Origin of the sequence: Nostoc sp. NMS8 (assembly GCF_017115045.1) — a bacterium.
In the GTDB taxonomy this organism is placed as follows: domain Bacteria; phylum Cyanobacteriota; class Cyanobacteriia; order Cyanobacteriales; family Nostocaceae; genus Nostoc.
Window position 1 is genome coordinate 1 of sequence record NZ_JABXKK010000105.1, and the last position, 13,418, is coordinate 13,418.

Sequence of the window (13,418 nt, forward strand, 5' to 3'; positions counted from 1 at the left end):
AGCGCACGCTATAAGCTAGTCACAGAGATACTTAGGCAGTTTTCGGAGATGTCTACTGTCTCGCTTTACACTTTAATTGAGGAAGAATATCAAGTTAGCCAATTTCAAGGTAGTGATCGCATTATCTCACCTACTTTCCCCGAATTAAACTTAACCGCCGAACAGATTTTTCAAGCTGGTGGATACCCTGTATAGTACTGAAAATCTTATAAAAGAGCGATTTCCGTTGCAAAGGAGATTTTTTGTCGCAGATTCTTTAGTAAATCTAGAGTTTTTTCGTAGGCAACTCTCTTTCCTTGGTTTTCAAAGTACTCAGATGCTTTTTGTAAATCAGCGATCGCAGCTAAATGATATCCTAAGCGATACTGAGCTACTCCCCGATTAACGTAAGCCTGAGCATTACTGGGGTTAAGTCTGATGACTTGAGAAAAATCACGCACTGCACCAAAGTCATTTCCGTTTCGGCCGCAAGCACAAGCTCGGTTAAAGTACGCTCTATAATCGTTAGCATTGAGGCGAATTGCTAAACTAAAGTCGAGCATTGCAGCTTGGGTATCTTGCAAGACAAAATGCGCTAAACCTCGGTCATTATAGATATCTGCAAGCAGTAAGCTACTGATTCGAGGAATTTGAGTTAAAGCTAAATTAAAGTCAAGAATTGCCTCCGAGTCTTTCCCATCGCCAGCACGGGCTAACCCTCGGTTGTAGTAAGCTCGAAAATCGTAGGGTTTAAGTGCGATCGCTCGGTTATGATCGACAATGGCAGCAGGATAATCGCCTTGTCTGTAGAATGCTACTCCCCGGTTCAGATAAGCCTCAGAGTTATCTGGTGCAAAATTTATGGCTTGAGTACAATCTGCAATCGCTTGATGGTAATCTTGTAATTGGAGATAAGCAAGACAGCGATCGCTATAAGCCACAGCCAAATCTTTCTCTAGTTGAATCGCCTGGTTGAAATTCTCTATTGCTTCCTGATAATCACCGCGCTGTATCTTATCTACACCCAGCTCTAAGAAATCACCTGCTGTAATTTGGGTAATTAAAATGGGTGCAGAATTTGCAGGCAAAGTCAAAAAAGTGAGAGGTAAAGCAATAATTATACTGAAAAATAATCGCCAGAAATCACTCATAATACCAAATTAGGATAGGTAGTATTGTTTGATATTTTTGGAACAGTCTTTTTGTAAAGACTCTTTAATCCAAAATTGGTATAAACATCCTATTTGATCATTTCAGTAGCAACAAAATTAGCGGGGACAAAAAGCCCCGCAAATTGTTAATTTTTGAAGTTGGATTTTAGTCTACTTCCACGCCTTATCTGCTTGTGAAAGCACATAAGCAGCAACATTTTCAATTTGTTCAGGCTTCAAGCGTTTGCCGAAGGCGGGCATAGCATTTTTACCGTTTGTAACCTGGGTAATAATTGCCTCTGCTGAGTATAAACCATACTTTTCCAAAGCCTCCTTCTTCAAGTTTTTGGCAGCTTGAACCAGATTCTTTCCTCCTGCGTGACAAGAGGCACAATTAGCACTAAATACTTTAGCTCCACTAGCAGCATCTCCTGCCAAAGCTGGACTACTGAAGGCAAAGGTGAAGATTGCTATGCCTAACAGCATGACTGTAATCATTTTTTTCATTTCGTGTTCCCTCTGCAATAACGGCTTATTCGGTGCAATATCCTCCATAATTGTGAGTTGAGCCGCTACCATAGTCAAACGACAAGCTGTCAAACTTCGCTTTATTAAATAAAATTTTTAGTTTTTGAATCTTTGAGGTTTTTTAGATTTAGGTTGTTAGTCAGCAATAATATCTGACGAGAAGGTGCTTATTGACAAAATACTACATCTAGACTATGGCAATCTTAAATTACTTTATATTTATGTAAGTTAGGAGATTTGATCAAAAAAATCATCAAAATTTAAGGATGAAGTATAAAAGATGAAAATTTTCCTGCTTCATCTTTTATACTTCATCCTTTATTTTTTATTTAACCGATCCTAAATGAATCAGCCCATCTTCTGTAACGCGACAAATTCGCCAATCATCTAATATAGATGCTCCCATACTACGGTAAAATGCTTGGGCTGACTCGTTCCAATCCAAGACACTCCACTCTAATCGCCCACAATCACGTTCTACAGCTATCTGAGCTACTTTAGTCAGGAGAGCCTTACCAATACCTTGCCTGCGATATTCTGGTAAAACAAATAAATCTTCTAGATAAATTCCTGGCTTAGTCAGAAATGTTGAATAATTATGAAAAAACAGGGCAAAACCAACAGCTTGACTCTGAGATTCCGCTAAGATTGCCTCTACATATCTCCGTGAACCAAATAAATGCTCCTGAAGTGCTAGAGCATTACCAGTAACAGCGTGAGATAATTTTTCATACTCTGCAAGTCCTTCAATTAATTTAAACAGCACGCTGTAATCGGCTGGTTCGGCAAAACGCACAATCAAATTGCTACCCGAAGTCATTAGTCTATAGTCCATAGTTGATAGTCCATAGTCTATAGGTAACTTGGCAATTTTTTTGAGTATTGACTAAACAAGAGCCGAGAAAAGCTACAAAACGCCTGATTTTTGCGAATTGCAAAACTAATTAAGTCAGGTATTGCATCTCTATCTTGAGTAATGTGATTAAATCAACCAACCTTTTAAACGTTTAGCTATGTGAGGACGGCGCAATTTCCGCATGGCTTTGCTTTGAATTTGACGCACTCGCTCACGAGAAAGATTGAATATATTGCCAACTTCTTCTAAAGTGCAGGGTTCGCTGGTTGTCAAACCATAGCGCAGAGAAATCACATCTTTCTCTCGTGGAGTTAACACGTCACCCAAGACTTCCCAAATCTCCTGACGCATCATGTTTTCATTCATTTTTGCTTCTGGAGACAAGTTGTCTTCATCTTCTAGCAAATCCATCAATTCTGTGTCTTCTTCTTTACCGACACGATGGTTGAGAGAAAGTGCTTGTCGCCGTAGTTGTTGTAGCTGGCGCAGTTGTTGTACACTCATTTCCAAAGCTTCTGCCATTTCAGCTTCAGTGGGATTACGAGAAAGTTTTTGTTTGAGTTCCCGTTGGGCTTTTTTCAGCTTGTTAAGCTTTTCAACAATATGTATAGGTAGCCGAATTGTCCGTGCATCGTTAGCTATAGCTCTAGTAATCGCTTGTCTAATCCACCAATAAGCGTAAGTAGAAAACTTATATCCTTTATCGGGATCAAACTTTTCGGTAGCACGATTTAAACCCATTGCTCCTTCCTGAATTAAATCCAGAAAAGGCACTCCCCGATTTAGATATCGCTTGGCAATAGATACTACCAATCTTAAGTTCGAGCGAATCATTTTGCGTTTCGCTACTCTCCCTTGATACAAGCGACTTTCTAATTGCTTTTCCGTCATTCCTAGCTCGGAAGCTACTTCTAGTTTGCTGGCTTCATGTTCCAGTTTTAACTCTAAAGCCGCTTGTATTTCTCTAACTTCCTCTAGAAATCTGACTCGCCGCGCTAACTCTACTTCTTCATCAGCTTTCAAGAGCGGATAACGCGCCATTTCTTTAAAAAACGCGCCAACAGCATCATCATGTTCGGTTTTGTTGTATCCCGAAGGACGAGCCGCCGCCATTTCATCTCCATCGCGTTCGTCTGATTCCAGATTTTCTACTAAAATTGGAGCTTCTTCTGCTACTGCATCTAAACTATCGAGTGATAGTTCTTCAATATCAGCAGCATTCTCCAATATTTCCATTTTTCCTAATTCAACAATATTCATATTTTCCTTTAGGGATTGTTGCTTTATTTGGTACAGAATTTATTTACACCTACTCTTTTGAGGCTTGGTAGTTTTCCCTAATGGACGATGCACCCCTTTAGATAGCGAAATACAGGCTGATGCTAATTTATCTACAGAAATAAAAATCGGCATCTACTTAGTACATATAGGTTACAGTTATATACAACCTATAGCGAAACTTACCCTAGCACCCAAAACTTTCTTCTCAGATTCCCAACAGATATATTCTTCATTTTTTTCTGAATTATCAAATATGTCAAATCCCCCTCAAACTTTCTCAACCTTAACAAATATAAAAATCTCAGTTACTCATCCAATTTTCTTAAACTTTCATATATTTTTCTAAATATTTTTAATATCTTAAGTGCTAGATGTCACTAGATAAGAAAAAATCTACTACTCGATTTATGTATTACCAATTTCATTTAAAGTTGCCTACATGAGACAAATTACAGAAATAGTAGATTAATTTTGGTACGATGTTACTTTGTATAAAAGCATCTCATAAGCAGATAGAGTTGAATATCTACCGATAGGCGGAAAAAGGCTACTCCATATTTAGTAGATAGAGCAACTGTTGCAGCAATAGCCGACATGCTTTTATTTGTATAGTGGGCACCAAATATTTATTGCATGTATAGTTGATACGAATTTGTCTAGTAGATTACATAAGAGGAAAATTATCAAGTATTATGAAGAATAACAGTATTGAGAAATACAATTTAAATTTAAGAAAAAGAAAAATCAGAGTTTAGTTAGCGAGGTTGATTTTAACCAGCTATGTGAGGAAAATATCTAAATATAAATTCAGCAAGTATGTATATTAATGAAATAAATTTATCTCCTTTAGTGGTGGCCCAAGCAGGTGAATCATACCAGTCAGGTGCAAATCTGAATCGGTGGGTTGAAGTATTAGTAGACTGTCCAGGAAGTACAGGACTATTTACTTATCGATTGCCAGCCCAGTTAGAAATCAAACCAGGGGATATTTTGAGCGTGCCATTTGGGGCACAACAATTAGGAGCGATCGCTATTCGGTTACTGGCACAACCAAATATCGATTTACCACTAGAAAAAATCCGGGAAGTAGAAGATATAGTCAGCGTTGGATTTTTCCCAAGTGCTTATTGGGAATTACTCAACCGAGTAGCTGCATATTACTATACGCCACTGATTCAAGTAATCCGGGTTGCTCTGCCACCAGGGTTGCTGGGGCGATCGCAGCGTCGTATCCGCCTGGTTGGAGGGAGAGGGGCAGGGGACAGGGTGCAGGGGGTGCGGGGAAGTCGTTATTTACTGGGATCTGCCGATCCGTTGGCTTTTTTGACTCCGACGGCGCGGCAAGTTTGGGAACTTTTGCAAGGGCAGCCGGCGGGGGACTATAGTTTTGTTTACCTTCAGCAAAAAGTCAAATCTGCTTATCGGGGAATTCGGGAATTATTGCGATTTGGTTTAGTAGAAAGCTACTTAGAACCACCGCGACTAACTCGACCAAAGTTGCAAAAAGCAGTCACGCTCACAGGTACAATTGACCAAGAGTTAACTAGTCGCCAACGAGAGATTTTAGAAGTGCTGCGGCGACGTGGCGGGGAGTTGTGGCAAAATGAATTACTGCAAATTTGCAATGCTAGTTCCTCTATTCTCAAAACTTTGACACAAAAGGGTTACATCGTTGTTGAAGAACGGGAAGTATTGCGAACAGAACAAGGCCCAACATTAGTAGGTGATGGTGCTAAATCTTTAACTACAGCCCAAGCCAGCGCCTTAGCGACAATCCAGACACTAGATGGATTTGCTCAAATTTTATTGCATGGGGTGACAGGTTCAGGAAAAACCGAAGTATATTTGCAAGCGATCGCACCTCTTTTCAATCAAGGTAAATCTGCCCTGGTTTTAGTCCCAGAAATTGGACTTACACCCCAGCTAACCGATCGTTTTCGTGCCCGTTTTGGCAATAAAGTCAGCGTTTATCACAGCGCCCTCTCCGATGGTGAACGTTACGATACTTGGCGGCTTATGCTCACGGGAGAACCGCAAGTTGTCATTGGGACTCGCAGCGCCATTTTCGCCCCTTTACCCAACTTGGGTTTAATTATTTTAGATGAAGAACACGACAGCAGCTTTAAACAAGATTCCCCCATACCCACCTACCACGCCCGTACTGTTGCCCGGTGGCGAGCCGAATTAGAAAATTGCCCCTTGGTGTTGGGTTCCGCTACGCCTTCCTTGGAGAGTTGGATAAGTGTGGGGATGCAGGGGGCAGGGGGAGAATTCATAACTCCAAACTCCTCACATTACTTAAGTTTGCCTGAACGGATCAACTCTCGCCCTTTGCCGCCGGTGGAAATCGTCGATATGCGGCAAGAGTTGCAGCAGGGAAATCGTTCTATATTTAGTAGATCCCTGCAAACAGCTTTGCAAGAGTTGCAAGAAAGAAAACAACAGGGAATTTTATTTATCCATCGCCGGGGACACAGTACTTTTGTCTCTTGCCGCAGTTGTGGATATGTTTTGGAATGTCCGCACTGTGATGTGTCGCTGGCGTATCACCACACTGAAGAAAAAGCGCCGGAATTATTGCGGTGTCATTATTGTAACTATGCGCGATCGCACCCCAAATTTTGCCCTGATTGTAGTTCCCCTTACCTGAAATTTTTCGGTAGCGGTACGCAACGGGTAACGCAAGAATTAGCACGACAGTTTCCAGAGTTGCGCTTGATTCGTTTTGATAGCGATACCACTCGCAACAAAGGCTCACACCGTACCCTACTCACGCAGTTTGCCAACGGCGAAGCAGATTTATTAGTCGGTACGCAAATGCTCACCAAAGGTTTGGATTTACCACAGGTGACACTTGTGGGCGTTGTCGCTGCCGATGGATTGCTAAATTTATCAGATTATCGTGCCAGCGAACGAGCGTTTCAAACCTTGACTCAAGTCGCTGGGCGTGCTGGGAGAGGCGAAGATCCGGGTAGAGTGATTGTGCAGACTTATACTACAGAGCATCAGGTAATTGCAGCAGTGCGATCGCACGATTATCAGTCTTTCTCTCAAGCGGAATTAGAACAACGCCAAGCACTCAATTATCCTCCTTATGGACGGTTAATTTTGTTGCGTTTAAGTAGTCTCGACCCGATTCAAGTACAAAATACGGCGCAAATTATTGCTACAACCTTGAGTACAGAAGAAGAATTTGAAATATTAGGCCCAGCACCAGCCAGTATTTTACGAGTAGCTAATCGTTATCGCTGGCAGATATTGATTAAATTTGACCCCGATGCCTTACCAAAGTTGCCAGATTGGGAAGAAGTGCGATCGCTTTGTCCTTCGTCTGTGAGTTTAACTATTGATGTAGACCCAATTAATATTATGTAACCTGAGTTCGATGTCAGAAAATCTCTGTACCCTCTGTGCCTCTGCGGTTTAAAAGTATTTATTAACCACAGAGTTAAGAAACTCAATTCTGTAACTTCACTGGTAAAGTTAGGGTGAATGCTGTTTGACCTAAAGGCGTTGAGTCAAGGGTGAGATCGCCACGATGGGCGCGGACAATTTCGCGGGATAGGCTGAGTCCTAGTCCAATACCTTCTATTTTGCGGTTACGTGACGGATCGCCGCGATAGAAGCGGTCAAAAATGCGTAGGCGATCGCTTGCTGGAATATTTTGGGAGGCATTGACAATGGTTACATTGAGGGTTGCTGGAGTTTGATGAGTGCGAATTTTGATCCAGCCGTTGGGAAGATTATATTTGATGGCATTACTGAACAGGTTTTGCAAAACTTGAATTAAAAGATCGCGATCGCCTTGTACCCGCAGTCCATCAGTGAAGTCAGTTTGCACAGTCAACTGGGGAGCTAGCATTTCCACATCTTCTAGCATCTCCATGAGCAACTCAGACATATCCACTTCAACCAGATACAAGCTCATTTTTCCTGCATCTGCCAGCGATAGTAACAAAAGTTTCCGCATAATTCCACTCAGGCGGCGCACCTCATCCAACAGGTTGCTTAAGCGCTGTTGCACTTCACTACCAGAATCAACCTGCTGTAGTGTTCGTTCGAGTTCGCCTTGTAAAATAGTTAGTGGGGTTTTCAGTTCATGAGCCGCATCACCACTAAAGCGGGAAGCTTGAGTAAAACTGCGTTCCAAGCGTTCCAACATCAAGTTAAACACCTGAATCAGTTCGACAAATTCCACATCAGTTGTTCCAATGGGAATCCGCTGATCTAACCCTTTGACAGTCACCTGTTGAATTACGCCCGTTAATTGACGGATAGGACGCAAAGCACCACCAGAAACCAACCATGCTCCTACTGCAACTAGCAACAGCGCTCCCGGAATTGAAATCAGAAAGATATTGCGAATCGTAGCCATCTCTTGATCGACGGCTTGTAAGCTAACAGCAATGGCAATCTGAGCATTGGGAAATTTAGTGGCCCCAATCCGCCAGGCTGCTTTTGCCGTCTGTTGAGTGACAAGTTGAGGTGGACGTGGACGAATCGGCGGCGGCGGGTCGAAGGATGGATTTGTATTGGGGGATAAAGGCGGTGGTTCTCTCTTCGGGGGTGGTGGTAGAGGTGTCAACTGGAGACGCACCAGCAACAGACGATTCACCTCAAGATCGGCAGGTAAGGAGTTTGATTGATAAAGTATATTGCCGTTTGAATCAAGCACCAGAACGGCGACGGGGGTTTTTGTGTTGGTTCCAAAAGTATAAGATAATGAATCTTCGTAAGATTGCCATCGCGAGCGATTGCCTGATTGGAAAAAACTTTCGGGAACGGGAGGTTCCTGTCGTTGAGGCGAGTTCGGAGTTACCCGCAGCAATTGATTTAATAGTTCTGCATCCAGACGGCTAATCTTAGCATTGTAAATCTGCAACCAGGAAATTGCACCAAATCCGACTAATGTGCTTCCAGCTAGAGCCGCAGACAACAAAGCAAGGCGGAGTCGAAAGGAATCAAGTTTCATGAGGAAGAATCTGGCTTGCGAAATCGGTATCCAACCCCTCGAATGCTTTCAATCCAGACTGCTTCATCAATGGGGTCAATTTTTTTACGAATTCGCTGAATACAAACATCCACAACGTTGGTATTGGGGTTAAAGTCGTAGCCCCAAACGTGTTCTAGAATTTGAGTACGAGTGAAAACCCGTCCGGGAGAGCGCATCAGATATTCTAGAAGATTAAATTCGCGGCTGGTGAGTTCTATCGCCTGATGATTGCAAGTGACTTCTCTGGTGATGCGATCGAGTTTAATCGGCCCAACGCCAAGTACATTTTGGCGTTCGCTCACACTTCGACGCATAACGGCATGAATTCTAGCTACTAACTCTTCCACAAAAAACGGTTTAGCGATATAGTCATCGGCTCCCAAATTTAGTCCTTGCAAGCGATCGTCTAGTTCATTTCGAGCCGTCAACAAAATTACTGGAGTATTCCGACCTTGCCGCCGCAACAGTTTTAGAATCGATAGTCCATCTTTTCCCGGCATCATAATGTCGAGTAAAATCACATCATAAGCGTTATCTAATGCCCGCAGATATCCCTCATCACCGTTATCGCAGTAATCTACAACAAATCCCTGCTCCTTCAGCCCAGCCCGGACAAAGTTAGCAATTTTCGCTTCATCTTCGACAAATAGAACATTCACAAGTATTTATGAGTTCACATATTATTCCATTTTAAATTCATTATTTTCTGTTTAAATTACAAAACTGTAATTTATAAAATAGACAAGCTGTAATTTTGAGGTGGCTCAATTATAAATATGAACACCCTACCTTTTGAAGGTTGATTTTTATGAATATTCGTCGAGTTTTAGTAGTGACAGCAATTCCTGTTTTAGTTGGCACATTTGGTTTTATTTCACTCAATCAAGCAAATGCTGCTAATCAATTCGATCAAATAGCACAGGCACAACAACCACCCGATCAACCATCAAACGAACAGCCGCGTCCACCCAGACCTGATTTTGCCGCCGCAGCCACAAAATTAGGAGTTACAGAAGCACAGTTGAAAGCTGCCTTGGGAGTTCCTGCCAATCCTCCAAATCCAGGCGATCACAATCAGCGTCCACCTAGACCTGATTTTAAAGCCGCAGCCGCCAAGTTAGGAGTTACAGAAGCACAGTTAAATGCTGCCTTGGGAGTTCCTGCTAATCCTCCAAATCCAGGCGATCGCAATCAACGTCCACCCAGACCGGATTTTGCCGCCGCAGCGACAAAGTTAGGAGTCACAGAAGCACAGTTAAAGGCTGCCTTGGGAGTTCCTGCCAATCCTCCGAATCCAGGCGATCGCAATCAACGTCCACCCAGACCGGATTTTAAAGCCGCAGCCGCCAAGTTAGGAGTTACAGAACAACAGTTGATTGATGCACTAGGTATTCCACCTCATCCTCATAGCGATGGTGTAACTTCTCCCCAAGAAGCTCGCCCTACTCAACCAAAATAGCTGAACATTCTCTATATTAAGGAGAAAATAAAATTATTCATCAATCGTAGTAATAGCTAGCTTCTCCATTTAAGAGAAGCTAGTTTTTATCTCACTACATTTAATGATGTCTAATATAAAATCTCTAAGAGATAAGTAGGTAAATTGACATGAGTGAGACTACGGAAACGATTTTCAGCAAAATCATTAGTCGGGAAATTCCGGCTGATATTGTTTATGAGGATAATTTAGCCCTGGCATTCAAAGACATTCATCCCCAAGCGCCGACTCATATCCTGGTCATTCCCAAAAAACCTCTGGCTACACTAGCTGATGCTGAATCTGAGGATCATGCTCTGTTGGGTCATCTTTTGTTAACCGTCAAACGTGTTGCAGAAGAAGCGGGACTGAAAAATGGTTATCGAGTTGTCATTAACACTGGTGATGACGGTGGTCAAACAGTCCATCATTTACATTTACATATTTTAGGAGGACGGCAGTTGGATTGGCCCCCTGGCTAATAAAACCAAATGAATTGCGTCTCTAGACGCAATTCATCAGTGAAAAAAATCACTTAAGTGTGCGGTAGTGTAAAAACAACTCACTTCCAACCTGACGAGTTTCAACGAGTTGAAGATGAGGAGCAGCACTAGGAATAAAACCCTCTCCCTCCACTGGGCTAGGGGCGTCCTTTCCTCCATAAATGACTGGCCAAATGGTTAACCACCAATCGTCAATTCGTCCTGCCTGCAATAGAGCAGCTGTTAAAGAGCCGCCTCCCAAAACAACAACTTTGTGAATACCCCGCTCTGCCATCAATGTATAAGCTCGATCCCAGTCTAGGTTTGTATCTCCCAAATCAATTAATTCAGCCAGCTTGTGCAGGATTGTTGCATCAGAATTGCGCTCTAAACCAGTCCGTGTGGTGAATATCCATCGCTCAATGTCCTGACTCAAAAAAGCCAAGTCCGGCGATAGGTCTAGGGAACCTGAGACAACACAGGTAATCGGCTGAGGAGACTGACCCCGAACCTCACGTGCTGCCAACAACTCAGGATTGCGAATTGAAAAAGTTCCTCCCTCAGCCCGAATTGTCCCTGCTCCTACCAGAACTAAATCAGCAAGAGAAACTTGATACTCCAAGTGTGCTTGATCGGCTGCATCGGATTCACGAGGCGCTTTCGGATCTACGGCACTAATTTTTCCATCGGCCGTCATGGCAAGAACCACAGTTGTTTGGATAGCTGACATGATTACCTTTTAACTTTCTTTGCCGGAAGTCCCACAGTATAACTGTACTCAGTTTAGTGTCGGGATGGATAGGCAGGCAATACTGCGTAGGTTTTGGAATTTCTTGGTTGAGGCAAGCTGTTCTTGAGCAGGGAGAGAAATAGAGGCAAAGCTGACATTTTCCATGCACCATCTGGAAGTTCAGAGGCGACGCGCACTCATCATTTTACTGCCATAGCCACCTTTTGGGCATTCACAGGCGGTAGGTTTGATAGTTGAAGCATCGTTGGCGATCGCTAAAATACATTTGACTCCCTGTTGCTCTAAACTAATACAAACTTGGGTAGCAGTACCGTGAGGTGGTTGGGCGTGTTGAATCACATTATTGCGGAAAAAGCGGTAAATTTCCTTCCTACGCAAGTAAGTTCTCCAAATCAAATCAGATTTCTATATTTAGGGTTGCCAAAAATTTACACTGTCCCCCAATAAAGAGGACAGTGTAGGTAATTTACGCCATTAGAATGACAGTCTAGCGAAACATACTACTGACTGAAGTATCTTCATGAATCCGCCAAATAGTTTCTCCTAACAAATTAGCTACTGACAGTACCACTAGTTGGGGAAAACGATTGTTTTCTGGTATAGGAATCGTATTTGTCACAATGACTTCCTCAAATAAGCCACTGGATAACCGCTCCATCGCTGGTGGAGAGAACACCGCATGAGTTGCACAGGCATATACCTGACGCGCTCCTTCTTCACGCAGTAATCGCGCTCCTTCGGCGATCGTGCCCCCAGTATCAATCATGTCATCCACTAATACTGCTGTTTTGCCTCTAACATCGCCGATGACATTTAACACTTCTGCAACATTATGCGCCTGACGACGTTTGTCAATAATCGCCAATGGGGCATCACCCAGTTTTTTCGCAAATGCCCTAGCTCTTGCTACACCACCAACATCGGGAGAAACAACTACTAGATCGGGTAATTGCTTGTTTGCTAGATAATCCAGCAATACTGGTGAACCGTAAACATGGTCAAAGGGTATATCGAAATAGCCTTGAATCTGAGCCGAGTGTAAATCCATTGCTAGAACGCGATTGGCACCTGCTTCAGTGATCAAGTTAGCAACCAGCTTGGCGGTTATTGACTCTCGCCCTGCTGTTTTGCGATCAGCACGAGCATAGCCATAGTAGGGAATTACTGCTGTTACCTGTCGCGCAGAAGCCCGACGACAGGCGTCAACCATAATCAATAATTCCATCAAATGATCGTTTACGGGTTGACAACATGGCTGGATTAAATAGACATCACAACCCCGAATCGATTCTTGGATTTGAACGTAAAGTTCTCCATCCGCAAATCTTTTGCGAATCATTGGTCCTAAGTCCATACCCACATAACGAGCGACTTCTTGAGACAGATGTATGTTGGCAGAGCCAGAAAACAGCCGCAGACGATGATTATCGTTCAATCCAATTGTAGATGGTTCCACTTTGAAAGTTGCAGAACTGAGTACAGCAGATCCTCTATGTGCATTCATAGTAATATTATCATTAGAGATTTTAGAGATTTAATAGATTTAACCGAGAAACAGCCTAAAAAAACATCTGTGAGTTTTGTTAAAGCTTCCATACAAAATTTAAACATTTCTGCATAAAATTATCAAATTATGATTCGCTAATTATTTAGTCTTCTTGGCAAATAAGGTATTGATAGCTTAACTGTCATCAATTTCATCCACTAAGTCTATAGTTCAATTTTTTTAGGTTGAGGTAAATAACCCCAATCGCTTAAACATTGTTGTGGTAAGTTTTTCTAACTATCTTATTTATAGCTGGCAGTAAAGCATTTAGAACTTAATGAGTTTATTCTCATAACAGTATAGCACCTATTATTAAGTACAATGAATGTATTTTTTGTTCTAAACATTACGCATTGATCAAAACGATAATCAAT

Annotated in this window: 12 protein-coding genes and 1 pseudogene; 4 read left to right on the plus strand and 9 right to left on the minus strand. The window is 42.4% G+C overall.

What is annotated here, in order from left to right; genetic code table 11:
• Positions 1 to 195 (plus strand): annotated as a pseudogene (locus HWQ39_RS27405) (hypothetical protein); the annotation flags it as partial.
• 11 nt (positions 196 to 206) lie between these two features.
• Here HWQ39_RS27405 and HWQ39_RS27410 read toward each other — a convergent pair.
• The 4 genes from HWQ39_RS27410 to HWQ39_RS27425 all read right to left on the minus strand — a co-directional run bounded on the left by HWQ39_RS27410 (position 207) and on the right by HWQ39_RS27425 (position 3,810).
• A complete protein-coding gene (locus HWQ39_RS27410) occupies positions 207 to 1,130 on the minus strand; it encodes a tetratricopeptide repeat protein (RefSeq protein WP_292852354.1) in 924 nt (307 codons plus the stop codon).
• Between the two features lie 171 nt (positions 1,131 to 1,301).
• Positions 1,302 to 1,637: a cytochrome c6 PetJ gene (gene petJ, locus HWQ39_RS27415; protein WP_292852633.1), complete on the minus strand. Its 336-nt coding sequence runs from the start codon at positions 1,635 to 1,637 to the stop codon at positions 1,302 to 1,304.
• Between the two features lie 346 nt (positions 1,638 to 1,983).
• Complete coding sequence (locus HWQ39_RS27420) at positions 1,984 to 2,478, minus strand: GNAT family N-acetyltransferase (RefSeq protein WP_292852636.1); 495 nt, start codon at positions 2,476 to 2,478, stop codon at positions 1,984 to 1,986.
• A gap of 162 nt (positions 2,479 to 2,640) precedes the next feature.
• A complete protein-coding gene (locus HWQ39_RS27425) occupies positions 2,641 to 3,810 on the minus strand; it encodes an RpoD/SigA family RNA polymerase sigma factor (protein WP_292852639.1) in 1,170 nt (389 codons plus the stop codon).
• Between the two features lie 801 nt (positions 3,811 to 4,611).
• Here HWQ39_RS27425 and priA point away from each other — a divergent pair.
• Complete coding sequence (gene priA, locus HWQ39_RS27430; protein ID WP_292852357.1) at positions 4,612 to 7,170, plus strand: primosomal protein N'; 2,559 nt, start codon at positions 4,612 to 4,614, stop codon at positions 7,168 to 7,170.
• Between the two features lie 82 nt (positions 7,171 to 7,252).
• On the opposite strand, the gene HWQ39_RS27435 is transcribed toward priA, so the two are convergent.
• Both HWQ39_RS27435 and HWQ39_RS27440 read right to left on the minus strand, forming a co-directional pair.
• Positions 7,253 to 8,767 carry an ATP-binding protein gene (locus HWQ39_RS27435; protein ID WP_292852360.1) on the minus strand — a complete coding sequence of 505 codons (1,515 nt, stop codon included), beginning with the start codon at positions 8,765 to 8,767 and terminating at the stop codon, positions 7,253 to 7,255.
• The gene (locus HWQ39_RS27440) at positions 8,764 to 9,447 is read right to left on the minus strand and encodes a response regulator transcription factor (protein ID WP_292852363.1); all 684 of its coding nucleotides are present in this window, start codon (positions 9,445 to 9,447) and stop codon (positions 8,764 to 8,766) included. The genes HWQ39_RS27435 and HWQ39_RS27440 overlap by 4 nt, the downstream gene beginning before the upstream one ends.
• Before the next feature lie 149 nt (positions 9,448 to 9,596).
• Between HWQ39_RS27440 and HWQ39_RS27445 the strand changes: the two genes are divergently transcribed.
• Both HWQ39_RS27445 and HWQ39_RS27450 read left to right on the plus strand, forming a co-directional pair.
• Entirely contained in the window at positions 9,597 to 10,247 is a 651-nt protein-coding gene (locus HWQ39_RS27445) for a hypothetical protein (RefSeq protein ID WP_292852365.1), read from the plus strand.
• A 149-nt stretch (positions 10,248 to 10,396) separates the two neighbouring features.
• A complete protein-coding gene (locus HWQ39_RS27450) occupies positions 10,397 to 10,747 on the plus strand; it encodes a histidine triad nucleotide-binding protein (RefSeq protein ID WP_179064094.1) in 351 nt (116 codons plus the stop codon).
• Between the two features lie 49 nt (positions 10,748 to 10,796).
• Here the strand turns inward: HWQ39_RS27450 and HWQ39_RS27455 are convergent, their stop codons facing one another.
• The 3 genes from HWQ39_RS27455 to HWQ39_RS27465 form a co-directional block, all read right to left on the minus strand.
• Positions 10,797 to 11,477: a RibD family protein gene (locus HWQ39_RS27455; RefSeq protein ID WP_292852368.1), complete on the minus strand. Its 681-nt coding sequence runs from the start codon at positions 11,475 to 11,477 to the stop codon at positions 10,797 to 10,799.
• A gap of 180 nt (positions 11,478 to 11,657) precedes the next feature.
• Positions 11,658 to 11,876, minus strand: coding sequence for a hypothetical protein (locus tag HWQ39_RS27460; RefSeq protein ID WP_292852370.1), 219 nt, complete (start codon positions 11,874 to 11,876; stop codon positions 11,658 to 11,660).
• A 109-nt stretch (positions 11,877 to 11,985) separates the two neighbouring features.
• Entirely contained in the window at positions 11,986 to 13,002 is a 1,017-nt protein-coding gene (locus tag HWQ39_RS27465; protein WP_292852372.1) for a ribose-phosphate pyrophosphokinase, read from the minus strand.
• Positions 13,003 to 13,418: the final 416 nt, after the last annotated feature.

Bases quoted from the DNA above. Each gene is read 5' to 3' on its own strand.
- HWQ39_RS27455 (WP_292852368.1), bottom strand. From the start codon at position 11,477: ATGTCAGCTATCCAAACAACTGTGGTTCTTGCCATGACGGCCGATGGA.
- HWQ39_RS27450 (WP_179064094.1), top strand. From the start codon at position 10,397: ATGAGTGAGACTACGGAAACGATTTTCAGCAAAATCATTAGTCGGGAA.
- HWQ39_RS27410 (WP_292852354.1), bottom strand. From the start codon at position 1,130: ATGAGTGATTTCTGGCGATTATTTTTCAGTATAATTATTGCTTTACCT.
- HWQ39_RS27465 (WP_292852372.1), bottom strand. From the start codon at position 13,002: ATGAATGCACATAGAGGATCTGCTGTACTCAGTTCTGCAACTTTCAAA.
- HWQ39_RS27435 (WP_292852360.1), bottom strand. From the start codon at position 8,767: ATGAAACTTGATTCCTTTCGACTCCGCCTTGCTTTGTTGTCTGCGGCT.
- petJ (WP_292852633.1), bottom strand. From the start codon at position 1,637: ATGAAAAAAATGATTACAGTCATGCTGTTAGGCATAGCAATCTTCACC.
- HWQ39_RS27420 (WP_292852636.1), bottom strand. From the start codon at position 2,478: ATGACTTCGGGTAGCAATTTGATTGTGCGTTTTGCCGAACCAGCCGAT.
- HWQ39_RS27445 (WP_292852365.1), top strand. From the start codon at position 9,597: ATGAATATTCGTCGAGTTTTAGTAGTGACAGCAATTCCTGTTTTAGTT.
- priA (WP_292852357.1), top strand. From the start codon at position 4,612: ATGTATATTAATGAAATAAATTTATCTCCTTTAGTGGTGGCCCAAGCA.